This is a genomic window from Streptomyces aureocirculatus (assembly GCF_000720475.1).
GTDB lineage: Bacteria > Actinomycetota > Actinomycetes > Streptomycetales > Streptomycetaceae > Streptomyces > Streptomyces aureocirculatus.
Genome location: NZ_JOAP01000057.1, coordinates 1 through 24,773, shown reverse-complemented (window position 1 = coordinate 24,773; position 24,773 = coordinate 1). Strand labels below are relative to the sequence as shown.

The following is a 24,773-nucleotide window of genomic DNA, read 5'->3' as shown; positions in this document are numbered from 1 at the left end:
CGACCCGACCCCTGGTACGACCCCCAGGACGACCCCTAGTAGGACTTGGGCAGGCCGAGGCTCTGGTGGGACACGAAGTTCAGGATCATCTCGCGGCTGACCGGCGCGATCCGCGCGACGCGGGAGGCCACGATCAGCGGGGCGAGCCCGTACTCCTTGGACAGGCCGTTGCCGCCGAGAGTGTGCACCGCCTGGTCGACGGCCTTCACGCAGGCGTCCGCCGCCGCGAACTTCGCCATGTTCGCGGCCTCACCCGCGCCCATGTCGTCGCCGTCGTCGTACAGGCGCGCCGCCTTCTGCATCATCAGGCGGGCCAGTTCGATCTCGATGTGCGACTGGGCCAGCGGGTGCGCGATGGCCTGGTGGGCGCCGATCGGGGTCTTCCACACGCTGCGTTCCTTGGCGTACGCGACGGCCCGCGCGAGGGCGAAGCGGGCCATGCCGAGGGAGAACGCGGCCGTCATGACGCGTTCGGGGTTGAGCCCCGCGAACAACTGGAGCAGGCCCGCGTCCTCGTCGCCGACCAGCGCGTCCGCGGGCAGCCGCACCTCGTCGAGTACCAGCTCGAACTGCTTCTCCGGCGCCTGCACCTCCATGTCGATGCGGTGGCGCGCGAAGCCCGGCGCGTCGCGCGGAACGATGAAAAGGCACGGCTTGAGACGGCCCGTGCGGGCGTCCTCGGTACGGCCGACGATCAGGGTGGCGTCGGCGATGTCCACGCCGGAGATGAAGACCTTGCGGCCGGTCAGGAGCCAGTCGTCGTCGTCCCTGCGGGCCGTGGTGGTGATGCGGTGCGAGTTGGAGCCCGCGTCGGGCTCGGTGATGCCGAACGCCATGGTGCGGCTGCCGTCGGCGAGGCCGGGCAGCCACGCCCGCTTCTGCTCCTCGGTGCCGAAGCGGGCGATGACCGTGCCGCAGATCGCCGGGGACACCACCAGCATCAACAGCGGGCTGCCCGCGGCGCCGAGCTCCTCCAGGACGATGGAGAGCTCGGCCATGCCGCCGCCCCCGCCGCCGTACTCCTCGGGCAGGTTCACGCCCAGGTAGCCGAGCTTGGCGGCCTCTGCCCACAGCTCGTCCGGGTGCCCCTCCGCCGCGACCACACGGGCCATGTACTCACGGCCGTAGCGCTTGCCGAGCGCGGCGACGGCGGCGCGCAGCGCCCGGTGTTCCTCGGTCTCCAGAACGGGAGCGTTCACAGTGCTTCCTCCTGTACGTCGTCCACGACCTGTACGTCTTCCTCGACCTCTGCGACCTGTACGTCTTCCTGGACGACGGCGAGCAGCGCGCCCACCTCGACCTGTCTGCCCGGTACCGCGTGCAGTGCCGTGAGCCGCCCGGACGCGGGGGCCACGACGCGGTGCTCCATCTTCATGGCCTCCAGCCACACGACCGGTTGTCCCGCGGTGACGTGCGCGCCCTCCACCAGGCCTTCCGCGACCCGTAGCACCGTCCCCGGCATCGGCGCGAGCAGTGAGCCCGGCGCCTGCCGCACGGTGGGCTCGGGCAGCAGCGGCAGCGCGGTGAGCGGTACGTTCCCGACGTACACGCGGTCGTCCCCGTACCGGAACACCCGGAACTCCCTGCGCACGCCGTCCACTTCGAGCACGACGTGCCCGGACGCGGCCGCGAGGACGCGCACGCCCGCCGCGGTCGGGCCGCCGCGGGTGTGCGTGTACGTGACCTCGTGCTCGACGCCGTCCGCTTCCGTCCGGTACCGCTTGACCTGCGGTTGCGAGCGCAGATTGCGCCAGCCGCCGAAACGGGAGCGGCCGCAGGCGTCGGCGAGGGCGGCGGCGAGCGGCGCGTGCCGTGCCGCGGGGCCCGCGTCCGTGGTGGTCAGGTCGGCCAGGTGCCGGTCGTAGAAGGACGTGGTCATGCGCCCGGCCGTGAACTCGGGGTGGCGCAGCGAGCGGATCAGCAGCTCCCGGTTGGTGACAAGGCCGTGGACGGTGGTCCGCTCCAGGGCGTCGGCCAGTCGGCGCAGGGCCTCCGCGCGGGTCGGCGCGTGGGCGACGACCTTGGCCAGCATCGGGTCGTAGTGCACGCCGACGGTGTCGCCGTCCGCGTAGCCGGAGTCCAGGCGCACCCCCTCCGGCACGGCGAGGCGATGCAGCGTCCCGGTCTGCGGGGCCCATCCGGCCGCCGGGTCCTCGGCGTACAGGCGGGCCTCCACGGCGTGCCCTTGGGGCCGGGTCGGGTGCGGGCCCTCCAGGAGGTGGCCCTCGGCGACGCGGATCTGGAGGGCCACGAGGTCGACTCCGCACACGGCCTCCGTGACGGGGTGCTCGACCTGGAGGCGTGTGTTCATCTCCAGGAAGTGGGGGGTGCCGTCCGCGGCGAGCAGGAACTCCACCGTGCCCGCGCCCCGGTAGCCGACGGCGCGCGCGGCCCGGGTCGCGAGACCGAAGAGCCGCTCCACGAGGGCGTCCGGGAGGCCGGGTGCCGGGGCTTCCTCGATGACCTTCTGGTGGCGGCGCTGGAGCGAGCAGTCGCGCGTCCCGTACGGCCACACCGTCCCGGCCGTGTCCGCGACGATCTGCACCTCGACGTGCCGCCCGCCCTCCACGTACGGCTCGACGAATACCTCACCGTCCCCGAAGGCACTCGCCGCCTCGGCGCGCGCGGCCGCCAACTCCCCCTTGAGGGCGTCCAGTTCCCCTACGATCCGCATTCCGCGCCCGCCGCCACCGGCGGCCGCCTTGACCAGGACCGGCAGGTCGGCCTCCGTGACCGCGTCCACGTCCAGTGGCGCGAGCCCCATCAACTCCTTGGCGCGCGTCTTGGACGCCATGGCCTCGATGGCCTCGGGCGGTGGCCCGACCCACACGAGCCCCGCGTCGATGACGGCCCGTGCGAAGGCGGCGTTCTCCGACAGGAACCCGTACCCGGGGTGGATCGCGTCCGCGCCCGCCGTCTGCGCGGCCTTCACGATCAGCTCGCCGCGCAGATACGTGTCCGCGGGCGCCGCCCCCGGGAGGCGTACCGCCTCGTCGGCCTCGCGTACGTGCAGCGCGTCGCCGTCGGGGTCGGAGTGCACGGCGACCGTGGCGATGCCAAGTTCACGGCACGTACGGAAGACGCGGCAGGCGATCTCACCGCGGTTGGCGACAAGGAGCTTGGAAATCAGGGAGGTCTCAGTCACCGTGTCTCACATCCTGAAGACGCCGAAGCCGCCGCGGGCGCCTTCGACGGGGGCCGTGTGCAGCGCGGACAGGCAGATGCCGAGGATCGTGCGGGTGTCGCGCGGGTCGATGACGCCGTCGTCGTACAGCCGCCCGGACAGGAACATCGGCAGCGACTCGGACTCGATCTGCTGCTCCACCATCGCGCGCAGCGCCGCGTCGGCGTCGTCGTCGTACGGTGTGCCCTTCGCGGCGGCCGACTGCCGGGCGACGATCGACAGGACGCCCGCGAGCTGCTGCGGGCCCATGACGGCGGACTTGGCGCTCGGCCAGGCGAACAGGAAGCGGGGGTCGTAGGCGCGCCCGCACATGCCGTAGTGCCCGGCGCCGTAGGAGGCGCCCATGAGGACGGACAGATGCGGCACCCGGCTGTTGGACACCGCGTTGATCATCATGGCGCCGTGTTTGATGATGCCGCCCTGCTCGTACTCCTTGCCGACCATGTAGCCGGTGGTGTTGTGCAGGAAGAGCAGCGGGATGTCGCGCTGGTTGGCGAGCTGGATGAACTGGGCGGCCTTCTGCGACTCCGCGGAGAACAGCACGCCCTGGGCGTTGGCGAGGACGCCGACGGGATAGCCGTGCAGCGCCGCCCAGCCGGTGACCAGGCTCGTCCCGTACAGCGGCTTGAACTCGTCGAAGTCGGAGGCGTCGACGACGCGGGCGATCACCTCGCGCGGGTCGAAGGGGGTGCGCAGATCGCCGGGGACGACGCCGAGCAGCTCCTCGGGGTCGTACTTGGGCTCATCGGCCGGGGCCGGATCGGGGTGCGCCTTGCGCCAGTTGAGACGGGAGACGACGCGGCGGGCCTGGCGCAGGGCGTCCCGCTCGTCCTCGGCGAGGTGGTCGGCGAGGCCCGAGGTGCGGGCGTGCATCTCGGCGCCGCCGAGGGATTCGTCGTCGCTCTCCTCGCCGGTGGCCATCCGCACCAGCGGGGGGCCGCCGAGGAACACCTTCGCGCGCCCCTTCACCATGATCACGTGGTCGCACATCCCGGGTACGTAGGCGCCACCCGCCGTGGAGTTGCCGAAGACGACGGCGACGGTCGGTATCCCGGCGGCGGAGGACCGCGTGAGGTGCTTGAACAGGGCGCCGCCCGGGATGAAGATCTCCTTCTGGGACGGCAGGTCGGCGCCCCCGGACTCCACCAGGTGGATCGACGGCAGCCGGTTGGCGTGCCCGATCTCGTGCGCGCGGAACGCCTTCTTCAGCGTCCAGGGGTTGCTGGCACCGCCGCGTACGGTCGGGTCGTTGGCGGTGATCAGGCACTCGACGCCCGCGACGACACCGATACCGGTGACCATGGACGCGCCGACCGGGTACTCGCTGCCCCAGGCGGCGAGCGGCGACAGCTCCAGGAACGGGGTGTCGGGGTCGAGCAGCAGCTCGATGCGCTCCCTGACGAGCAGCTTGCCGCGCTTGCGGTGCCGCTCGACGTACTTGGCGCCGCCCCCTTCAAGGGCCTTGGCCTGCTCGGTGTCGAGTTCGGCCAGCTTGGCGAGCATGGCGTCGCGGTGGGCTGCGTACTCGGCGCTCGCGGGGTCGAGGGCGGAGGCGAGGACGGTCACAGGAGTACCTCCGGTGGGGCAGGCGGGGTGGGGGCGGTCACTGGAGTTCTTGCCTCCGGTAGCGCGGGGGCGGTCACAGGAGTACCTCCGGCAGGTCGACGTACCGGGAGCGCAGCCACTCGCCGAGGGCCTTGGCCTGCGGGTCGAAGCGGGCCTGCGAGGCGACGCCGGCGCCGAGGAGGCCCTCGACGACGAAGTTCAGGGCGCGCAGACCGGGGAGCAGGTGCCGGGTGACGTCAAGGCCCCGGCACTCCGGGATCAGCTCACGGAACCGCTCCACCGTCAGCTCGTGCGCCAGCCACCGCCAGGCGTCGTCCGTACGCCCCCACACCCCGACGTTGGCGTCGCCGCCCTTGTCGCCGCTGCGGGCACCGGCGACCAGGCCGAGGGGGGCGCGGCGGACGCGGCCGCGGTCGTACGGGAGGGGCTCGGGCAGGGGTGGTGGGGGGACGTCGGTGAGGTCCCGGGTGGCCTGTGGCGCGGGCATGGCCAGGCGTCGCCCGTCCGGCAGGACCACGACGTGCGGGACGTCACCGGCGTCCACGTACACGGCCTCGAAGACACCGTAGGGCTTGGCCTTGCCGGGCGGGGCGGTGACGTGGAAGCCGGGGAAACTGCCGAGGGCGAGCTCGACGGCGGCAGCGCTCAGCGCCCGGCCGACCACCTCCGCGTCCGGGTCGCGCACGACGAGCCGCAGCAGAGCACTGGCGGCCTCTTCGGTGTCCGCGTCGGGGTGATCGGTACGGGCTAGCTCCCATCGCACGTCCGCGGGCCGGGACTCGGCACGCTCCAGGGCGTCCTCGATCTGGGCGCGCACGAGGGCGGCCTTGGCCTCGATGTCGAGGCCGGTGAGGACGAAGGCGACCTCGTTGCGGTGGCCGCCGACGCGGGTGAGCCCTGCCTTGAGGGTGGGGGGCGGTGCCTCACCGCGTACGCCGTCGACGCGGACGCGGTCCCGGCCCTCCTGGGTGAGGCGGACGGTGTCGAGACGGGTGGTGACGTCGGGCCCCGCGTACCGGGCGCCGGACGTCTCGTACAGGAGCTGCGCGGTGACCGTGCCGACGTCGACGACGCCGCCCGTGCCGTCGTGCTTGGTGATGACGCAGGACCCGTCGTCGTGGATCTCGGCGAGCGGGAAGCCGGGCCGGAGCAGGGTGGCGGGGTCGTGCTCGGTGAAGAAGGCGTAGTTGCCGCCGGTGGCCTGGGTGCCGCACTCCAGGATGTGACCGGCGACGACGGCGCCCGCGAGCCGGTCGTGGTCGTGCGGGCCCCAGCCGAAGTGGGCGGCGGCGGGTCCGGTGACGAGGGCGGCGTCGGTGACGCGTCCGGTGACGACGACGTCGGCGCCCGCGCGCAGGGCTGCCGCGATGCCGAAGCCGCCGAGGTAGGCATGGGCGGTGAGGGCGTCGGGGTGGCGGGGGCCGAGGTCGTCGCCCTCGACGTGGGCGACGCGTACGCCGTCGAGCCCGAGCTTGTCCGCCAACTCCCGTATGGCGGCGGCGAGTCCCGCGGGGTTGAGGCCGCCCGCGTTGGTGACGACGCGCACCCCCCGGTCCATGGCCTCCCCGAGGCACTCCTCCAACTGCCGCAGAAAGGTCTTCGCGTACCCGCGTGCCGGGTCCTTCAGGCGGTCCCTGCCGAGGATGAGCATGGTCAGCTCGGCGAGGTAGTCGCCGGTGAGGACGTCGAGGGGGCCGCCGGTGAGCATCTCGCGCACGGCGGAGTGCCGGTCGCCGTAGAAGCCGGAGGCGTTGCCGACGCGCAGGGGGGACGGCGTGCCGCCCCGCGCCCCGCCCACTCCCCCGCCCCGCGTCCGGCTCCCGCCCCTGTCCCGCGCCCCACTCACGCCTCCGCCGCCTTCTCCTGCGCGCCCCCGCCCGCCTCGCGCCCCTGCCCCGGCGGGCCCGCGAAGGCCTGGGCGATGTCGAGCCACCGGTCGGCGTCGGGGCCTTCGGCGTGCAGGGCGAGGTCGGAGCGGTGGGCGCGCCGGGTGGCGAGGAGGCAGAAGTCGAGGGCGGGCCCGGTCACGCGCTGGGCGGCGTCCTCGGGCCCGTACGCCCACACCGCGCCGGACGGGGCGGTGAGCTCCACCCGGAACTCCTCCCCCGGCGCGCTCAACCCCCGTACGGCATAGGCGTAGTCACGCGCCCGTACGCCGATGCGGGCCACGTGCCGCAGCTTGTCCGTGGGCACGCGCCGCACCCCGAGGGCGTCGGCGACGTCCTGGGCGTGGGCCCAGGTCTCCATCAGCCGCGCGGTGCCGACGGATGCGGCGGACATGGGCGGCCCGTACCAGGGGAAACGGGCCCCGGCCGGGGCGGCGCGCAACACCCCCTGCAACTCCTCACGCCCCGCGCGCCACCGGGCGAGCAGCTCGGCGGGCGGCAGCGCGGCCCCTTCCCGGGCACCGTCGTCCACGAAGCTGTCGGGCTTCTTCAGTGCGTCGGCGGCGTGACCGGCGAAGGCGTCGGCGTCGGTCGCCGCGAGCAGGGCGGCCCGGTCGGTCCAGGCGAGATGGGCGATCTGGTGGGCGATGGTCCACCCGGGCGCTGGCGTGTCGAGCGCCCAGCTTCCCTCCCCCAACTCCGCGACCAGCCGGTCGAGTTCATCGCTCTCGGCGCGCAGGTCGTCGAGTACGGCGGTGACGGGTGTGGCGGCGGATGTGGCGGCGGCCGCGGTGGCGGGTGTGGGTACGTCGGACACGGGCGCTCCCCTCGGGGCAGGGCGGTGTGCCCTGGAGCATGGCAGCGCGACGAGAAACAATCAAGCGTGCTTGGTTATTTTTTTCCCCAACCCGCCCGCTCAGCCCTGCGGCCAGGTGAGGCACTGCCCGTCGGGCCCGACGTGCAGTCGCATGCGATCCGCAGGCGGTCGGCCGCAGTCCTGCCACGTCCTGACACGCTCGGTGATCAGATCCCACAGGCGGGCGGCGCCGCCCTGCCGGACCATCCACCGCCCACCGTCCTGGAAGACGACGGCCCAAGCCTCCGCTCCCACATCGATCACCACGTGCTCCGTCCGGCCGTCGCGGACCAGGGTGAGCCGCTGCGTACGGGGAGCGGCGAACTGCGCGACGAACCGCGCCGTCCAGTCGTCGAGCACGTCGGCGCCGAGTCGTGCGGGCACGGCCTCACCCGTGCTCAGGTTCGGCAGCACCCCCAGTGGGGGCGGCAGTTGCGACCTGGCCAGCATGAAGGAGACGCCTCCGCCGAGTACGGGGCCGCTTGCCGTGCCGTCGTCGGCGACCTTGAGCCGCACGAGTTCGGACGCGTGCATCCAGCCGCCGACCGTCACCAGGATGTCCCCGCCGGGCCGGGTCTGCGCGAGCCAGTCGGCCGGGACCGTGTGCACACCGCACGTGGCGATCACACGGTCGTACGGGCCGCCCTCCTTGTGTCCCGCCAGCCCGTCACCGACCACAAGCGTCGGCCGGTACCCGACGGACGCGAGTGCCATTCCGGCACGGGCCGACACCTCGGCGTCGACCTCGACCGTGATCACGTTCTCCTCGCCGACGGCGTGGCAGAGCAGAGCGGTCGAGTAGCCCGTACCCGTACCGATCTCAAGGACGCGCGTCGCGTCGGTCGCCCGCAGGTCTTCGAGCATCCGCACGACCAGACTCGGAAGGGTGGCGGACGATGAGGGCGCGGCGGCGATGCGTCCGTCGACCTGGTCGGGGAAGACACCTCCGGCCACCTGTGTCACCAGGGTGTCGTCCTCGTAGACCCGGGCGAGCCGGGCGGCGGCGTCCCCGGACGCGGGCCGGTACCAGCCACCCTCTTCGTATGTGAACCAGCCATGCAGGAGGAACGTCTCTCGGGGCACAGCCATGACGGCCGCTCTCCATCGCGAGCCTCGCAGGGTGCCCGTCTCGGACAGGCGCCGCACCAGGCCGACGCGTGGGTGAGACGGGGTAAGGGGATCAGCCATGCTCGCTCGCTCCGTTCTCCAGCAGGTCTGCGATGGCGTCGGCGACCGGGAGCCCGACCGCGCCTTCGAGCCACGCCCACTGGCCGTTGGGATTGCACTCCAGGAACCACCACGTGCTGTCCTCGGTCACGGCGAAGTCGAAGGCGCCGAAGCTCAGCCCGAAGTCGGCCAGGAACTCCACCAGCGCCTCGCACAGCCCGTCCGGGCAAGTGACCGGCTCATAGCTGAGGTTCAGGTAGTCGGCTCTCCAGTCCACGAGTCCGGGTGGCGCGGTGATCCGGGCGCTGAACGCACGCTCACCGACGACGACCGTCCGCACGTCCGCCGTCTTGGGCACCCTGGCTTGGAAAAGGTGCGCGCTATGGCTCACCGCACCGTCGATCTCACCCGGCTCGACCGGGGCAGCCCAGATGCCCGCGGGCTCGCCCGCCACCTCGTACACACCCGCGTGCAAGGGCTTGTAGATCGTGGGTTGTTCAGCGCAGAACTGCCTGGCCGCGGTCGGGTCACTCGTGATCAGGGTTGCCGGAACCGTGAGCCCTACGCGTGTCGCCGCGGCCAATTGCGCGGGCTTGTACTCGGCCCGCGCGCGCGATGGCTTGCGGATGACTGAGGTACAGGCACCCCGACAGGGCACCGAGCACGCCACCGAGCCCGCGCCGGTTCTCCTGGGCCGCGAAGCGGGCTGCCTGGTCCCCGCTGTCCGCCGGGTAGGGGCTCGGACGGCGGTGGTACAGCGCACGTACGGCGGCCAAGTCGGCCGTACGCTCCCCGACTGTGAGCCGCCCGCTCCACCCCGTCACTCCGGTACGCGCGGCGAGTGTCGCGGAAGCGGGAAAGTCCCGCCCGGGGTCGAACCGGAGGACGGGTACGCGGCGCCGGTTCAGTTCCGCGATGACCAGGTCAGCGGTGGCGTCCTCGTACTGCGTGCAGACCGGCACCGGCCGTTCGTCCATGGCGCTGCTTCCTAGTCCTGTGTCGCGTCATGCCCGGAGTCGGCGTCCAGCTTGCCGTCCTTGCCGACTTGTGTGGGCGGGTAGGTGTTCACGGACGTGCCGTGCTTCCCGAGTTCGGCCGGCGTCATCTCCCCGTCCGCGCCGGTCCAGCGGCCGGTCTGCGTGGCCGGGTCGATGCCCGCGTACCGCCAGGGGGCAGGGGGACCGTTGCGCAACGGAGCCATCCGGCGCAGGCCCCACGGAGCCCGCTCGATCGTCTCCGTACCCGCGGTCTGTGCTTGCGAGTCTCCTCCTGGGCCGCTGTGTTGCTGACCGGGATGCGTACTGTGCCCCGGCAGGCGCTCGACAGCAGGGGTACGCATCACGCCGTGCCCCCGTCCGCCCGCACCAGTTCCCCCGCGGGCCGCACAACCGCGTAGTCACCGAAGTTCCGGCGGTAGCGCCGATGGCCCGTGTCCTGGGTGTGCTTGCGCTGCCATTCCTCCACCGGGCCGGGGGCGCCCTGCGTGCCGGATCGTGCGCCGCAGTCCGCGTCGTCACCGGACACGCACCGGGCTTCGTACTCCGGTTCCGCCGTCTCGTCCTGCTCGATCGTGAACGGGACGTAGCGGAACACGCGCCGGGTCACAGGACCGCCCCCTTTCCGCTGCGCACCGGGTCCATGACGTGCAGGAAACCCCCTGCCTTCTCGATCTGACGCGCGACCTCGTCGTACTCCTGCGGAACCGGCGAGATCATCGCCCGCCACGCTGTGAGCACCGCGCCCGCCTCGCCGGACGTGAGGCGCTCGACGGCCCGCCCGAGGCCGGGGCGCCCGTGCGGCGGGAGCAGCCCGGCGTACTCCTCGATCACCTCCGTGATCTCCCAGCCGAACGCCTGCGCGTACTGCGTGCACTCCTCACGGGGCGCCGCGATGTTCGTGCGGGCGGCGCCGCACAGGTAGATCACGCAGCGGAATCGCTCTATCCCAGCGGCCCGGGCCCCCGGTTCGTCGCCGCCGCCCGGCCCGACCCCCGCCGCCGCGTCCGCGAGCGTTCGGCGCCGCCGCAGCTCACCCTCGGTGCGGTGGATTCCGGGCCGCCGCTGCCCCTGCTGTCCGCTGTTGTCGACTCCGACCATGCGGAAATCGTGCCCGACCGGTCACCCAGAGTGAAGTGATGAGGCGTACGACCGGGCCAGGTTGTCAGGCCCCAACTCGTACGCTCCGTAGGGCTCATGCGATCAGGGGCACGCCGATCAGCTCGCTGATGGTGCGCACGCGTGCCGTCGACACCTTCGCGAGGCGCTGCCCGATCACGCCGGGCAGCGCCTGGTGCCTGACCCACTCCGGGGCGTCGAGGCCCACCTCGATCAGGGTGTCTCCGGCCTGGTCGTGCAGCCCCGCCGCGCACTGCGCGAGGGCGACGTCGAGTTTGTAGCGGTTGCGCGCGACCTTCGACATGGAGTCGGGGAGTTGTTTCATGTCGGGCTGACCGGCGAGTTCGAGCGCGCGGCCGTAGTTCTTCAGCGCGACGTGGATCCCCACTGCCTCCGTCTTGGCCGCCGTGGGGCCGAAGCTGGTTCCGTACAGCTTCTCCTCCCTTCCGAGCCGCGCCGCAGCAGCATGCGCCTGGGAGAGGTAGTCGTCGGCCGCGCTCTCGTCCTCGCGCCTCGACGCCGCCACCGCGGCGGAGATCATCAGGCGCCCGTACGCGAGAAGTTGCGGACGGGACCCGCTGCTGAACGACGGCTCGATCGCCAGTGCCGCACGCTCGGCCACGGCCACGGCACGGGGCAACTTGGCGCCGCGCAGGTAGATCCACGACAGCGTGGACTCGAGCAGTGCCGTCATCACGGGATCGTCGACGTCCTGCGCCAGGTGCTTCGCCGACGTGAGCGCGCTGAGGGCGAGGTCTCGTTGCCCGAATCCGTTGGAGCACGAGGCTGCCACACGGTAGGTGCTGGCCAGGATGGACCCCAGTCGCTCCCGCTCGCTGCCGGTGGCCCCGGCGTACCGCACCTGCCCCTCCATGAGGACCTTTGAGGCGTAACTGCTCAGCTTCGCCGTGTCACTCGCCCAGAAGGCGTCCCACGCGCGGTGTCGGGCGACCCCCAACTCCTCGACGGTGCTCGGGTCCTCGATGCCCCCCCACTCGCCAAGGGCGCTCTCGTGCACGGCATCGGAGAGTTGACGCAGGGCAGCGCGGTCGCCTTGGCGCATGCCCCGGCGCGGGGCCTGCTGCCCAAGGATCACGGACACGTCCGCGTTCAGCGCGTGGGCGAGCCGGAGGAGCGAGCCCACGGACAGCTCGCCCCGGCCCTGCTCGGCCTTCTGCACCAGCGCCAGCGACACACCCGCCGCGTCGGCAAGGCCCTGCTGTGTCAGATCGGAGCCCCGCAAGTGCTTGATGCGCCTGCCGGTCGTCAATTCGGCCCAGTTGCTCACGGTCACCCCAGTGCGCTCGCTCAGGCTGGTGCACTCCGATGGTAAGTCCCGGCTCAGGGACCCGTCTTCGCCTTGCCCCGCCCCACCTGCGTCCGCACCGCACCCATGCTCGCCGCGATGACCAGGGTGATCGCCAGGGACTCCGTGAGGGTCAGGGACTGGTCGAGTACGAGGAAGCCCGCGACGGCGGCGATGGCCGGTTCCAGGCTCATCATGACGGCGAAGGTGGACGCGGGCAGGCGGCGCAGGGCGAGGAGTTCGAGGGTGTAGGGGAGAACGGAGGACATGATCGCCACGGCTGCGGCGAGGCCGAGGGTGCTGGGGACCGTCAGTTTCGAGCCGGATTCCACGATGCCCAGGGGCAGGACGAGGACCGCGGCGAACGCCATGGCGAGGGCGAGGCCGTCCGCTTGGGGGAAGCGGCGGCCCGCGCGGGCGCTGAAGACGATGTACGTCGCCCACATCGCGCCGGCGGCCAGCGCGTAGGCGACGCCGACCTTGTCAAGCGCGCCGAAGCCGCCCGCCCCGCCCCCGCCGAGGAGGAAGACACCGCAGAGGGCGAGGCCCGCCCAGACCACGTTCACCGCGCGGCGCGACGCGATGACGGACAGGGCCAGGGGGCCGAGGACCTCCAGGGTCACGGCCGGGCCCAGGGGGATGCGGGCCACGGACTGGTAGAAGAGGCCGTTCATCGCGGCGAGGGTCGCGCCGAACGCCACCACCGTGCCCCAGTCCGCCCGCGAGTGCCCGCGAAGCCGGGGGCGGCACACGGCGAGCAGGACGAGGGCGGCGAACAGCAGGCGCAGCGTGACGACGCCGAGGGCGCCCGCCCGCGGCATCAGGCTCACCGCGACCGCACCGCCGAACTGCACCGACACACAGCCCGCGAGGACGAGGCCGACAGGCCCGAGGACGGCGCGGCGCCCACTCCCGGACGCCGCAGCCCCCGCCGCGCCCCCAGCCCCCGCCGCGCCCCCAGCCTCCGCCGCGCCCGCGGCCTCCGGTGCCACCACCGTGGCCGGTGCCTCCACGGCCGCCGGGGCACCCGCCACACCGCCGTAGCCACCCTGAGCCGCAGCCCCAGCCCCAGCCCCAGGTGCAGGTGCGGATCCGGCCGCGTCCGCTCCGTCCGTACGCGAGTTGTTCACGCCAGGCCTTTCCCGCCGCCGCCACCGCGACAGCCCCTCGTACAGTCCACCTTGGTCCAACTTCCCTTAGTCCAACTTCATGGACTCCATCGTCCAAGGTAATGGACTGCCGCGGTGAGGCGAAACCCGTTACTCAGTCGCCGCCCAGCGCCTCCGCCAGGACCTCGGCCAGGTGCCGTCCCCGCACGCCCCCGAGCTGTTCGAGCTGAGTACGGCAGGAGAAGCCGTCCGCCAGGACCGCCGCGCCCGCGGGGGCCCGCCGGACCGCGGGCAGGAGCTGGTCCTCCGCGCAGGCCGCCGACACGTCGTGGTGCCCCTTCTCGAAGCCGAAGTTCCCCGCGAGACCGCAGCAGCCGCCGCTGAGTTCGCCGTCCAGGCCCGCCCTCGCGCGCAGCCTGCGTTCGGCCGCGTCACCGAGGACGGCGTGCTGGTGGCAGTGGGTCTGGCCGACGACGGGTCGGTCGACGCGCGGCGGCCGCCAGTCCGGTGCGTACTCCTCCAAGGTCTGCGCGAAGGTGCGGACGGACGCGGCGAGCACGCGCGCGTGCGGGTCGTCGGGCGCCGCGAGCTCCACCAGGTCCGTCTTCAGCGCGGCCGCGCAGCTCGGTTCGAGGACGACGACGGGTGTGCCCGCCGCAAGGAGCGGACGCATCAGCTCAAGCGTGCGGCGCTGCACCGCGCGGGCGTGGTCGAGCTGGCCCGTGGAGACATAGGTGAGGCCACAGCACACACCCTTCGGCGGCAGCAGGACCGTCAGGCCCGCGGCTTCCAGGACGCGTACGGCGGCGCGTGCGACGGACGGTGCGAGGTGGTCGGTGAAGGTGTCGGGCCACAGGACCACCGCCGGGCCGCCGGGGCCGCCGCCGCTCCCCGGCCTCGCGTTCCACCACTGCCGGAACGTCCGCGGCGCCACCCGCGGCAGCGGTCGCCGCGGCTCGATGCCACCGAGGCGCTTCGCGAGCGCGGCCAGCGGCGGAACGGACGCGAGCAGGTTGACGAGCCGGGCGGTGCGGGTCGCGGCGACGGCCCGCAGCCAGCGCGGGAGGCGGCCCATGGCGTAGTGCGCGGCGGGCCTGCGCCGCCCTGCGTAGTGGTGGTGCAGGAACTCGGCCTTGTACGTGGCCATGTCGACGCCGACCGGGCAGTCCGAGCGGCAGCCCTTGCAGGACAGACACAGGTCGAGCGCGTCCCGCACCTCGGTGGAGCGCCACCCGTCCTCGACGATCTCCCCGGCCAGCATCTCGTGCAGGAGCCGGGCCCGGCCACGCGTGGAGTGCTCCTCCTCGCCGGTGGCGCGGAAGGAGGGGCACATCACACCGCCCCCCGACGTCGCGCTCCGCGTACGGCACTTGGCGACGCCCACGCATCTGCGGACGGCCGCGGCGAAGTCCCCGCCGTCGTGCGGGTAGCCGAAGGTGACGTCGACGGGTTCGCGGGGCAGGGGCGCGAAACGGAGGTTGGCGTCGAGGGGGGCCGGGCGGGCGAGGATGCCGGGGTTGAGGATGCCCGCGGGGTCCCAGAGGTCCTTGACGCGTGCGAAGAGCCCCACCAGCTCGGGCCCGTACATCTTCGGCAGCAGCTCCGCGCGGGCCTGACCGTCGCCGTGTTCGCCGGACAGCGAACCGCCGTGGGCGACGACGAGTCCTGCCAGGTCCTCGGAGAAGCGCCGGAAGCGGGCCACACCCGGACCCGTCAGGAGGTCGAAGTCGATGCGTACGTGGATACAGCCGTCGCCGAAGTGCCCGTACGGGGTGCCACGCAGGCCGTGTTCGGCCAACAGGGCGCGGAAGTCCCGCAGATAGGGGCCGAGCCGGGCGGGCGGCACGGCGCAGTCCTCCCAGCCGGGCCAGGCCTCGCTGCCGTCCGGCATCCGGGTGGCCGTGCCGGACGCGTCCTCGCGCACCCGCCACAGTGCGCGCTGCCGCGCCCGGTCCACCACGACGTCGGCGTCGAGGCAGTCCGCGGCGCGCACGATCGCGGTGGCGTGCGCCCGCGCCTCGGCGGTCGTCGCGCCGCCCGTCTCCACGAACAGCCAGGCGGCGCCCTTGGGCAGACCGCGCGTGTCCCGTACGAGGTCGGCGGCCATGCCCTCGACGGTGAGGGGGTGGTGCGGGAGCAGGCCCGGGGCTGCTTCGGCCGCGGCGCTCTCGTCGGCGTACCCGAGGACGGCGAGGGCGCGGGCCCGGGGGGCCTCGACGAGGCGGACCGTGGCCTCCGTGAGGACGCCGAGGGTGCCTTCGCTGCCGCAGAAGAGGCGGGTGAGGTCGGGGCCGCGCTCGGGGAGCAGGGCGTCGAGGGCATAGCCGGAGATACGGCGCGGCAGGTCGGGGAAGCCGGTGCGCAGCAGGGCCAGGTCGGCCTCGACCAGGGCCTTGAGGCCGGTGGGGGCGCCGGTCCAGGTGCCGGGGCGGAGGGTGCGGGGGCCCAGGGCGCGGGGGCCCAGGGCGCGGGGCTTGCCGCCGTCGCCGTCGATGTCGCCGTCGGTGTCCTTCGTCGTCACGACCGTCAGTTCGTGGACGTTGTCGGCGGTCGTGCCCCAGGCCACGGAGTGGGAGCCGCAGGAGTTGTTGCCGATCATGCCGCCGAGGGTGCAGCGGCTGTGGGTGGAGGGGTCGGGGCCGAAGGTGAGGCCGTGCGGCGCGGCGGTGCTCCGCAGGGTGTCCAGGACCAGGCCGGGCTGCACTCGGGCCGTGCGGGCCTCGGGGTCCAGGTCGATCAGCTTGTTCATGTGCCGGGTGAAGTCGAGGACCACGCCGGTTCCTGTCGCCTGGCCTGCGATGGAGGTGGCGGCGCCTCTCGGTACGACGGGGGTGTCGTGGTCCCGGCAGACGGTGAGGGCCGCGGTCACGTCCGCCGGGTCGCGCGGGGCGACCGTTCCTCGCGGGACGCGGCGGTAGTTGGACGCGTCCATGGTCGCCAGTGCGCGGGCCGTCCTCGTGAAGTCCACGTCCCCCCGTACTGCTCGGCGCAAGGCCTGCTCCAGGTCGTCGCTTCCGTTACCCATGCTCAGAAGGCTGCCCCGCGCGGCACCTGTCCTCACCGCCACTATGAACGGCACCGGAAGCCGGGGACTGTGCCCACCCGTCCCACCCTGCGGGACGATTGCCCACAGCGGGAGCGGGAACGGGGGGTAACGGGTGAGTGGGTGGGCAAGGCCCCGCGCGGAGCGCGGGGGAAACCGGCCACCGGAGGGACAGAGGACCTGGGCGTCTCGCGGGGTGGACGAGGGGCGCCCCGGGCGACCGGGAGAGGCTAGGCTCAGCCCGTGGCTGAGATCCGGATTCCCGCTGACATCAAGCCCGCCGACGGCCGTTTCGGCGCGGGCCCCTCCAAGGTGCGGACGGAGGCCCTCGACGCCCTGGCCGCCACCGGCACCTCCCTGCTCGGCACCTCCCACCGCCAGGCGCCGGTGAAGAACCTCGTGGGCCGCGTCCGCGAGGGCGTACGCGAACTGTTCCAGTTCCCCGAGGGCTACGAGGTGGTACTCGGCAACGGCGGCTCCACCGCGTTCTGGGACATCGCCACTCATGGCCTGATCGAGAACAAGTCGCAGCACCTCACCTTCGGCGAGTTCAGCTCCAAGTTCGCGAAGGCGGCCAAGCTCGCCCCCTGGCTCGCGGAGCCGACCGTCATCTCCGCCGAGCCGGGCACGCACCCCACCCCCGAGGCCGAGCAGGGCGTGGACGTCTACGCCCTCACCCACAACGAGACCTCCACCGGCGTGGCCGCCCCCATCGAACGGGTGGCGGGCGCCGACGAGAACGCCCTGGTCCTCGTGGACGCCACCTCCGGCGCGGGCGGCCTGCCCGTCGACATCGCGCAGAGCGACGTCTACTACTTCGCCCCGCAGAAGTCCTTCGCGTCGGACGGCGGCCTGTGGGTGGCCGCGTTCTCCCCGGCCGCCATCGAGCGCGCGGAGCGCGTGCACGCGAGCGGGCGGCACGTACCGGAGTTCTTCAGCCTGCCGACGGCGATCGACAACTCCCGCAAGAACCAGACGTACAACACCCCCGCCCTCGCCACCCTGTTCCTGCTCGGCGAGCAGTTGGACTGGATCAACGGCCAGGGCGGTCTCGACTGGTCGGTGCGCCGCACGGCGACGTCCGCGCGCACGCTCTACAACTGGGCGGAGGAGTCGAAGTACGCGACGCCGTTCGTCGCGGACCCGGCCCAGCGCTCGCAAGTCATCGGCACCATCGACTTCGCCGACGAGATCGACGCGGCCGCCGTCGCCAAGGTCCTGCGCGCCAACGGCATCGTGGACACCGAGCCGTACCGCAAGCTGGGCCGCAACCAGTTGCGCGTCGCGATGTTCCCGGCGGTCGACCCGAAGGACGTCGAGGCGCTCACCAAGTGCGTCGACTATGTGATCGAGCAGCTCTGACGGTCAGTACGGGTACGAGGACGAATACAGGTACGGGGACGGGCCCGGGTACGCAGCGCGCGTACCCGGGCCCGTCCCCGTACCCCTACACCCCCTACAGGGCACACCGCGTCAGCGGCTCAGGCGCTTGAACCTCCGTACCGCGAGCGGCAGGAACACCGCCGTCACCACCAGCGGCCACACCACCCCCATCAGCACCGCGTTCTGCTCCACCCAGCTCGACCCGCCCGCGCCCGGGTTGCCGAAGAGCTCGCGGGCCGCCGTACCCGTGGACGACACCGGGTTCCAGGCGGCGATCGGCGCCAGCCAGTCCGGCATCAGGGACGGTGCCACGAACACGCTGGAGATCATGGTGAGCGGGAACGCGACGGCGTAGAGGCCGCCCGCCGCCTCCGGGGTCGGCACCACCAGGCCGAGCCAGACGCCCACCCAGATCAGGCTGAAGCGGAGCAGGAGGAGCAGCGCGAACGCGGCGATCGCGTTCAGGACGCCGTTGTCCGGGCGCCAGCCGATCGCGACGGCCGTCAGCGCGAGGATCGTCAACTCCGCGCAGGCCACGACGATGTCGGAGAGGCCGCGCCCCGCCGACACCGCGGAGGGCGCCATGGGCATGGAGCGGAAGCGGTCGATGACGCCCTTGGAGGCGTCCGTGACGACGCCCATCGCGGTGTTCATGAAGCCGAAGGCCATCGTCATCACGAACATGCCTGGCATCAGGAAGTCCTTGTAGTCGCCCTCGCCGCCCGGCACCTTCATCGCCTCGCCGAAGACGAAGCCGTACAGGAGCACGCTGATGATGGGGAAGCCGAGCTGCCAGGCGATGTTGATGGGCTGGCGCCGGAAGTGCGTGAGGTAGCGGCGGGTGATGTTGAGGGTGTCGGCGACCGCCCAGTAGGCCCGCCCGTGCGGTACGGGGGTCACCGGCGCGATCCCGCCGGTCGTTGTGACGTCACTCATGCCGCGGCTCCCGTCTCGTCGCCCGCGGACTCCTCCGCGGGCCTGTCCCCCGTGAGCCGCAGGAACACGTCGTCCAGGCTCGGCCGTCGCAGGCCGATGTCCTCCACGGCGATGCCCTCGTCCTGGAGGGTGCGGGCGACGTCGGTGAGCGCCGCCACGCGGTCGGTGACCGCGGCCTGCACGCGGCGCTCCGCGTCGACCGTCTCCGGCTCGCCGTCCGCGACCCGCGCGACGGCCTTCACCACGGCCGGCAGGTCCGCGGCCTCGGTGACCACGACTTCCAGATGACTGCTGCCGACGGTCGCCTTCAGGCCGTCGGGGGTGTCGTCGGCGATGGCCCGGCCCTGGTCGATGACGGTGATGCGGGAGGCGAGCCTGTCGGCCTCCTCCAGATACTGCGTGGTGAGCAGAACGCTCGTTCCACTCGCCACCAGGGACCGTACGGACTCCCAGACCTCGCTGCGGCTGCGCGGGTCGAGGCCGGTCGTCGGCTCGTCCAGGAACAGCACGGACGGGGCGAGGATCATCGAGGCGGCGAGGTCGAGGCGGCGCCGCATGCCGCCGCTGTACTGGCCCGCGCCCTTGTCGGCGGCGGCCGTCAGGTCGAACTGCTCCAGGAGTTCCGCCGCGCGCCGAGCCGCCTGCCCGCCGCCGAGGTGGAAGAGGCGGCCGAACATCTCCAGGTTCTGCCGCCCGGTGAGGATCTCGTCCACCGCCGCGTACTGACCGGTGAGGCCGATGCGGCCGCGGACGGCGCGGGCGTCGCGCACGACGTCCACCCCGCCCACCTCGGCCCGGCCGCCGTCGAGCCTGAGCAGCGTCGCGAGGATGCGCACCGCCGTGGTCTTGCCCGCGCCGTTCGGGCCGAGCAGGCCGTGCACCGTGCCGTGTTCCACGGTCAGGTCGAAGCCGTCAAGGGCCCGCTTGTCGCCGTATCTCTTCACCAGGCCACGGGCCCGGACCGCGTGTTCTGCGCTGTTCACTGCCCCTCCAGGAACTGAGTACACCATGCACCTGAGTACACCGTACCCAATAGAGAGTACACCGTACCCAGTTTCCGTCCAAGGGCTTATCGTGAGAGCCATGGCGACCTCGGAGACCAGCGGCAGCGGCGATGTCACACGCAGCCTGGAACTGTTGTGGGGCAGCGGCGAGCGCCCCACACGCGGGCCCAAACCCGCCCTGACCCTGGAGCGGATCACCGAGGCCGCCGTGCGCCTCGCGGACGCCGAGGGCATCGCCGCGGTCTCCATGCGCCGTCTGTCGACCGAGCTGGGCACGGGCACGATGTCGCTGTACCGCTACGTCCCCGGCAAGGCCGAGCTGCTCGACCTGATGCTCAATCACGTGCAGGCGCCCACCGACGACGAGGAGTCCTTCCGCGGCGGCTGGCGCGCGGCCGTGGAGGCGTACGGACGCGAGACCCTCCAGCAGTACCGCGACCACCCCTGGCTGCTCCAGGTCAACCAGACGCGGCCGGTGCTCGGCCCCAGCGCGCTCGGCGGTCTGGAGAAGCTCCTGACGTACATCAAGCCGATGGGCCTGAGCGACCCCGAGTTGATCTCGGTCCTCGTGATGGTCGAGGGGTACGTGTCCGGGGTCGCGCGCACCCAGGTGCAGGCGGCGCAGGCCGCCAAGGAGTCGCAACTGTCGGACGAGGCGTTCTGGCAGGCGCAGCTCCCGGTCCTGGAGCGGGCCATGGAGAGCGGCCGCTATCCGCTGATCGCGGGGCTCTCCGAGGACGCGTTCGGCATGGACTTCGATCACTTCGAGTTCGGGCTGCAGCGCCTTCTGGACGGGCTCGACGTGCTGGTGGCGGAGCGCGCGCGGGAAGCAGGGCCCGAGGTCACGTCGTAGCGCCAGAACGGCCGCACGAGCAGCGCGCCCGCCATGACCACGACCACGCAGAGCAGTGCGCTGCCCGACCACGCGACGCCGAGGCCGGTGGCGGTGGCCATGGCACCGGCACGCAGGTCCCCGAGGCGCGGCCCGCCCGCGACGACGACGGTGAAGACGCCCTGGAGCCGGCCGCGCATCGCGTCGGGTGCGTAGGTCTGGAGGATCGTCTGGCGGTAGACCGCGCTGACGAGGTCCGCAGCCCCGGCCAGGGCGAGGAGGGCCGCGGCGGCGGCGAGGTGGTGGACGGTGCCCGCGAGCGCGACGGCCGCGGCCCAGGCGGTGACGGCCAGGGCGAGCGCCCGGCCCTGGCGGCGTACGCGTCCGATCCAGCCGCTGAAGAGGCCCGCGACGACGGAGCCGACGGCGATGGCCGAGTACAGCAGCCCCACCCCGCCGCCGAAGCGGACGTGCGCCGCTTCCGGGAACAGCGCCGTGGGCATGGCGAGCGTCATCGCCGCGATGTCGACCGCGAAGGACATCCAGAGCACCGGGGCGGCGGCGATGAACCGCAGCCCGTCGAAGACCTGGCGCAGTCCGCCGGGCCGGGAGGCGGATCCTCCGGCCGGTTTGACCGGGGGCAGGCGGACGGCCGAGTACAGGAGCAGGGAGAACAGCACGGCGTCGGCCGCGTACGCCCAGCAGTAGCCGTTCGGGAGGCCGATCAGGAGGCCCGCCACGAGGGGCCCCGCGACCTGCCCGACGTTGCCCGCGGTGAAGTACAGGGTGTTCGCCGCGGGCACCAGGTCCGGGGCCACCACCCGGGGGATGATCGCGCCCCGGGCGGCGGACGACACCGCGAACGCGCCGGCCTGGACGGCGACGAGGCCGAGGATCAGCGGGACCGAGCGCACATCGGCGAGCGCCTGGACCAGCAGGGCGAGCGTGGTCGCCCACGTGACGAACGCCGACGCCAGATACAGCACCCGCCGGTCGAACCGGTCGGCGAGTGCGCCGCCGTACAGGCCGAACACCACCAGGGGCACGAGCCCGGCGAGGCCCGTGAGGCCCACGGCGAGCGACGACCGCGACAGCGCGTACACCTGCACCGGGATGGTGACGGCGGTGACCATGGTGCCGACGTACGCCGCGCTCTGCCCGAGGAGCAGACGCCGGAAGACGGGGTCGGCCAGCGGGCGGGTGTCGAGGGCGACGCCACGCAGCCCGGCGGCGAGCCGGGACTTCAGGGGTGGAGGCGTGGGCGTCGGCGGGGGCGGGGGCGTCGGTGCGGGCATGGCGACCACGCTGGCAGAGCCCCGCCGTGCCCCGCTTCCGTTAATCTGCCGTCGTATGTCGCAGAACGGACAAGGTGTGGGTGTGGTGGGCACCGAGTCGGCCGCGGAACTCGGGACGGTGGCGGCGGAGCCCTGGAGCACGACGCACGACCACCTCGCGGGCGAGGTCATCGGCCGCCACCGGCACGACTGCCACCAGCTCCTCTACGTCAGTGCCGGGGTGCTCGCGGTGCGGACGGGCGAGGCGTCCTTCGTGGCGTCCAGCGCGCGGGCCGTCTGGATCCCCGCGGGCGTCTGGCACGAGCACCGGGTGCACGGGCACAGCTCCGTGCACACGCTCGCCTTCGCCGTCGACGACGTGCTCGTGCGGTCCGCGGGTCCGGTCGTGGTGGCCGTGGACGCCCTGGTCCGCGAGCTGGTCATCGCGTGCAGCGAACCGTCCCTGCCGCGCCCCGAGGCCCGCAGGCTGCGCGCCGTGCTGCGGGACCGGCTGCGCCGGGCCCTGGTGGAACCGCTGGCGCTGCCCGCCCCCGACAACCCGCTGCTGCGGCGGGCGTGCGCCCTTGTGACCGACGATCTGCGGCAGCCGCGCACGGCCGCCTGGCTGGCCAGGAGCGTGGGCGTGAGCGAGCGCACGCTGGCCCGTCTTTTCCGGACGGAGTTCGGCATGACGTATCCGCAGTGGCGGACGAACGTCCGGGTCTTTCGCGCGATGGTGCTGCTCGCGGAGGGGGCGAGCGTCAGCGCGGCGGGGCGGGCGTGCGGGTGGGCGACGACCAGTGCGTTCATCGACACGTTCAGCCGCACGATGGGGCGTACGCCGGGAACGTACCGCCTCGGACGCTGAACGCACCCCGGCTGCTGGAGGGACTGTCCCCCCGTGCTGGCGGGACTGTCCCCCCGTACTGGAGGGACTGTTTCCCGCACTGGAGGGAGTTTCTCGCACTGGAGGGAGCTTCCCGCTCTGGAGGGAGCTTCCCGCACTGGAGGGAGCTTCCCGTACTGGAGGGACTATCCCCCCGAACGCCGGAACAACCGCTTCAGGCCGAGGACGGCCAGCAGCGCGGCACCCGCCACGAGGATGCCCTTCTTGTAGTTGCCGCTGATCCCTTCGTTTCCTCCGTCGCTGTCGCCGCCCGCGTCGTCCCCCGCCCCGGCGGGCCGCCCCGCGCCCTTGACGTCGACCGGCTCGACGTCGCCGGCCTGGCCCTCGGTGCCGTACATCAGCCGAGTGCCGTCCGGGCTGTAGGCGACGGACTCGCCCTGGCGCTGAAGCGGAACGCTCAGCCGCCCCTCGCGCTTGATCTTCCCCGCGCCCTCCCAGCGGAAGGCGACACCGCCGAAGTAGCCGCGCAGGGCGAGCTGTTTGCCGTTGGGTGAGAAGGCGCCGTCGGTGACCCACAGGTCGGTGGCGGCGACACGCTTGAAGATGTTGGGCCTGGAGGTCGACATCCGCGCGATCGGCGGCCCTTCGTACAGGCTGCCGCCGTCCTCCTTCTTGTCCGCGATGTAGACGCGCCCGGTCTTCGGGTGGACCATCAGGGCCTCGGCGTCGCGCGGCCCGTCGGAATACTTCACGACGTACTGCGTGGCACGGATCTTCTGGTCCTTCAGCTCCTTGGGCTCGGGCAGCTTGTAGACCCACACGAAGGACCACTTGCCGCCGAGGTTGTCGCCGATGTCGCCGACGTAAAGATCGCCGTCGGGGCCCATGGAGATCGCCTCGACATCCCGCGGCGTTCCGACACCGGTCATCGTGATCGTGGCGACGGTCTTGCCTGTCCTGCTGTCGACCGCGTACAGGAAGGCGCCCTTGTCCTGGTCGTTGTGGGTCCAGTAGACGCCGGGGTGCGCGCGGGACGCGACGAGTCCGCTGGACTCGGTGATGCGGGGGTCCTCGATGGTGAACCCGTCGTTGCCGGGCTTGCCGTCGGCGTGGGCCGCGGGGGCGGTCAGGGCGAGCACCGTGCACAGGGCGACGGCGGTGGCGGCACCGGGGACGACCGGCGGAAGCGAGCGCATGGCGTCAAGCGTGCCATCCGCGCGGCGGCTGCGACCGGATGATCGCGGGGCGTGCTCATCCTCACACCCGGCGGGGCGTTCGGACCCCTGCCGCGCACGCGATGATGAGCGGATGCTCAGGTTCATGTTCGTCGGCGACTCGATGACCATCGGCAGCGCCGGGGAGCACACCTGGCGCTACTGGATGTGGCGGCACCTGTGCGCCGCGTACGGCGCCCCGTTCAAGATCGTCGGCCCGCGGGAGGCCATGCACGACAAGGCCACGGACGACGCGACGTCCTACGAGTACGCCCAACCGGACTTCCCGAGGCGGCACTTGGCGGGGTGGGGCGAGGGCTGGTCGCACCTGACCCCGCTGATCGCCGACGCCGTCAGCGCGCACCGCGCGGACGTCCTCCTGGTCTCCCTCGGCCTGATCGACCTCGGCTTCTACACCAACGCCGAGCAGACCGCGCAGAACGTACGCCGCTTCGTCGCCGAGGCCCGTTCCGCCAACCCGCGGATCGCCGTCGCCGTCCTGCCGGTGATACCGAACATCCGCGCCGACACGGAGCCCGCCTTCGCGAGCGAGGTCACCCGCTTCAACGAACTCCTGGCCAAGACGGTCGCCGACCTGGACACGTCCTCCTCCGCCCTCCTCCTGGCCTCGCCACCGCCCGCGTACGACATCCACCTGGACACGTACGACGGCACCCACCCCAACGAACAGGGCGAACGGAAGCTGGCGGCGGCGTTCGCGGGGGCGATGTGGGAGGCGTGGGATCTGGGCGGCCCACCGGAGCTCTAGGCTCCGCCCCCCGCTCCGGATCCATCGCTCGGCGCGGGTCCCTCTTGCGGGCGATCGCTTCCTGCCGGAGGCCGACGTCCACGCCTTCGCCGTCGAACTGGTCGACACGATGCGCTCCGCCGACTCCGTCGGCAACAGCGCAGCCGTCGCCCGACTCCTCAGCTTGTTCTTTAAGCTCTGGGCCTCTGGGGTGACGTGCTCGATCATGGGTGAATGACTGCCTTCTACCATGTGTGCTTCGTGGTCCCGGATATCGAGCAGGCGATGCAGGACCTTCGGTATG

General features: G+C 72.5%; 22 protein-coding genes. 4 read left to right on the top strand and 18 right to left on the bottom strand.

Annotated elements, in window-relative coordinates:
• Positions 1–35: 35 nt before the first annotated feature.
• From IG78_RS0135720 to IG78_RS0135660, 14 genes are all read right to left on the bottom strand, one after another.
• The gene (locus tag IG78_RS0135720; RefSeq protein WP_030571964.1) at positions 36–1,199 is read right to left on the bottom strand and encodes an acyl-CoA dehydrogenase family protein; all 1,164 of its coding nucleotides are present in this window, start codon (positions 1,197–1,199) and stop codon (positions 36–38) included.
• Positions 1,196–3,130 carry an acetyl/propionyl/methylcrotonyl-CoA carboxylase subunit alpha gene (locus IG78_RS0135715; protein ID WP_037687217.1) on the bottom strand — a complete coding sequence of 645 codons (1,935 nt, stop codon included), beginning with the start codon at positions 3,128–3,130 and terminating at the stop codon, positions 1,196–1,198. Before IG78_RS0135715 ends, IG78_RS0135720 begins: the two co-directional genes overlap by 4 nt.
• Before the next feature lie 21 nt (positions 3,131–3,151).
• Positions 3,152–4,750: an acyl-CoA carboxylase subunit beta gene (locus IG78_RS0135710; RefSeq protein WP_030571958.1), complete on the bottom strand. Its 1,599-nt coding sequence runs from the start codon at positions 4,748–4,750 to the stop codon at positions 3,152–3,154.
• A gap of 73 nt (positions 4,751–4,823) precedes the next feature.
• Positions 4,824–6,548: an acyclic terpene utilization AtuA family protein gene (locus tag IG78_RS0135705; RefSeq protein WP_030571955.1), complete on the bottom strand. Its 1,725-nt coding sequence runs from the start codon at positions 6,546–6,548 to the stop codon at positions 4,824–4,826.
• Between the two features lie 44 nt (positions 6,549–6,592).
• A complete protein-coding gene (locus IG78_RS0135700; protein ID WP_051853255.1) occupies positions 6,593–7,453 on the bottom strand; it encodes a TIGR03084 family metal-binding protein in 861 nt (286 codons plus the stop codon).
• A 99-nt stretch (positions 7,454–7,552) separates the two neighbouring features.
• A complete protein-coding gene (tgmC, locus tag IG78_RS0135695) occupies positions 7,553–8,680 on the bottom strand; it encodes an ATP-grasp peptide maturase system methyltransferase (protein WP_030571949.1) in 1,128 nt (375 codons plus the stop codon).
• The gene (locus tag IG78_RS52845; RefSeq protein WP_404827810.1) at positions 8,673–9,134 is read right to left on the bottom strand and encodes an MvdC/MvdD family ATP grasp protein; all 462 of its coding nucleotides are present in this window, start codon (positions 9,132–9,134) and stop codon (positions 8,673–8,675) included. Before IG78_RS52845 ends, tgmC begins: the two co-directional genes overlap by 8 nt.
• Before the next feature lie 52 nt (positions 9,135–9,186).
• Positions 9,187–9,636 carry an MvdC/MvdD family ATP grasp protein gene (locus IG78_RS52840; RefSeq protein WP_404827809.1) on the bottom strand — a complete coding sequence of 150 codons (450 nt, stop codon included), beginning with the start codon at positions 9,634–9,636 and terminating at the stop codon, positions 9,187–9,189.
• Between the two features lie 11 nt (positions 9,637–9,647).
• On the bottom strand, positions 9,648–9,998 hold the full coding sequence (gene tgmA / locus IG78_RS52305; protein WP_078965831.1) for a putative ATP-grasp-modified RiPP: 351 nt from the start codon (positions 9,996–9,998) through the stop codon (positions 9,648–9,650).
• Complete coding sequence (locus tag IG78_RS0135680) at positions 9,998–10,264, bottom strand: DUF7848 domain-containing protein (protein ID WP_030571943.1); 267 nt, start codon at positions 10,262–10,264, stop codon at positions 9,998–10,000. The genes tgmA and IG78_RS0135680 overlap by 1 nt, the downstream gene beginning before the upstream one ends.
• A complete protein-coding gene (locus IG78_RS0135675; protein ID WP_030571930.1) occupies positions 10,261–10,755 on the bottom strand; it encodes a recombinase family protein in 495 nt (164 codons plus the stop codon). Before IG78_RS0135675 ends, IG78_RS0135680 begins: the two co-directional genes overlap by 4 nt.
• Before the next feature lie 94 nt (positions 10,756–10,849).
• A complete protein-coding gene (locus tag IG78_RS0135670; RefSeq protein WP_030571927.1) occupies positions 10,850–12,061 on the bottom strand; it encodes a helix-turn-helix domain-containing protein in 1,212 nt (403 codons plus the stop codon).
• Positions 12,062–12,114: 53 nt separating this feature from the next.
• The gene (locus tag IG78_RS0135665) at positions 12,115–13,113 is read right to left on the bottom strand and encodes an EamA family transporter (protein WP_030571925.1); all 999 of its coding nucleotides are present in this window, start codon (positions 13,111–13,113) and stop codon (positions 12,115–12,117) included.
• Positions 13,114–13,342: 229 nt separating this feature from the next.
• Positions 13,343–16,213 carry an FAD-binding and (Fe-S)-binding domain-containing protein gene (locus IG78_RS0135660; RefSeq protein ID WP_030571922.1) on the bottom strand — a complete coding sequence of 957 codons (2,871 nt, stop codon included), beginning with the start codon at positions 16,211–16,213 and terminating at the stop codon, positions 13,343–13,345.
• A gap of 261 nt (positions 16,214–16,474) precedes the next feature.
• Here IG78_RS0135660 and serC point away from each other — a divergent pair, with 261 nt between their 5' ends.
• The gene (serC, locus tag IG78_RS0135655) at positions 16,475–17,593 is read left to right on the top strand and encodes a phosphoserine transaminase (RefSeq protein ID WP_030571919.1); all 1,119 of its coding nucleotides are present in this window, start codon (positions 16,475–16,477) and stop codon (positions 17,591–17,593) included.
• A gap of 111 nt (positions 17,594–17,704) precedes the next feature.
• Here the strand turns inward: serC and IG78_RS0135650 are convergent, their stop codons facing one another.
• Both IG78_RS0135650 and IG78_RS0135645 read right to left on the bottom strand, forming a co-directional pair.
• Positions 17,705–18,550 (bottom strand): ABC transporter permease, encoded by an 846-nt coding sequence (locus tag IG78_RS0135650; RefSeq protein WP_051853253.1) that lies wholly within the window; start codon positions 18,548–18,550, stop codon positions 17,705–17,707.
• The gene (locus IG78_RS0135645; RefSeq protein ID WP_030571913.1) at positions 18,547–19,533 is read right to left on the bottom strand and encodes a daunorubicin resistance protein DrrA family ABC transporter ATP-binding protein; all 987 of its coding nucleotides are present in this window, start codon (positions 19,531–19,533) and stop codon (positions 18,547–18,549) included. The genes IG78_RS0135650 and IG78_RS0135645 overlap by 4 nt, the downstream gene beginning before the upstream one ends.
• Before the next feature lie 100 nt (positions 19,534–19,633).
• Here IG78_RS0135645 and IG78_RS0135640 point away from each other — a divergent pair, with 100 nt between their 5' ends.
• The gene (locus IG78_RS0135640; RefSeq protein WP_030571910.1) at positions 19,634–20,407 is read left to right on the top strand and encodes a TetR/AcrR family transcriptional regulator; all 774 of its coding nucleotides are present in this window, start codon (positions 19,634–19,636) and stop codon (positions 20,405–20,407) included.
• Here the strand turns inward: IG78_RS0135640 and IG78_RS0135635 are convergent.
• Positions 20,314–21,681, bottom strand: a complete 1,368-nt coding sequence (locus IG78_RS0135635) for an MFS transporter (RefSeq protein ID WP_030571907.1) — start codon at positions 21,679–21,681, stop codon at positions 20,314–20,316. The two genes, IG78_RS0135640 and IG78_RS0135635, sit on opposite strands and share 94 nt — an antisense overlap.
• Positions 21,682–21,736: 55 nt before the next feature.
• Between IG78_RS0135635 and IG78_RS0135630 the strand changes: the two genes are divergently transcribed.
• Positions 21,737–22,528 (top strand): AraC family transcriptional regulator, encoded by a 792-nt coding sequence (locus IG78_RS0135630; RefSeq protein WP_078965830.1) that lies wholly within the window; start codon positions 21,737–21,739, stop codon positions 22,526–22,528.
• Positions 22,529–22,692: 164 nt separating this feature from the next.
• Here IG78_RS0135630 and IG78_RS0135625 read toward each other — a convergent pair whose 3' ends face one another.
• Positions 22,693–23,703, bottom strand: coding sequence for an NHL repeat-containing protein (locus IG78_RS0135625; protein WP_030571903.1), 1,011 nt, complete (start codon positions 23,701–23,703; stop codon positions 22,693–22,695).
• 112 nt (positions 23,704–23,815) lie between these two features.
• Here IG78_RS0135625 and IG78_RS0135620 point away from each other — a divergent pair, with 112 nt between their 5' ends.
• Positions 23,816–24,490, top strand: a complete 675-nt coding sequence (locus tag IG78_RS0135620; protein ID WP_030571900.1) for a GDSL-type esterase/lipase family protein — start codon at positions 23,816–23,818, stop codon at positions 24,488–24,490.
• Positions 24,491–24,773 lie beyond the last annotated feature (283 nt).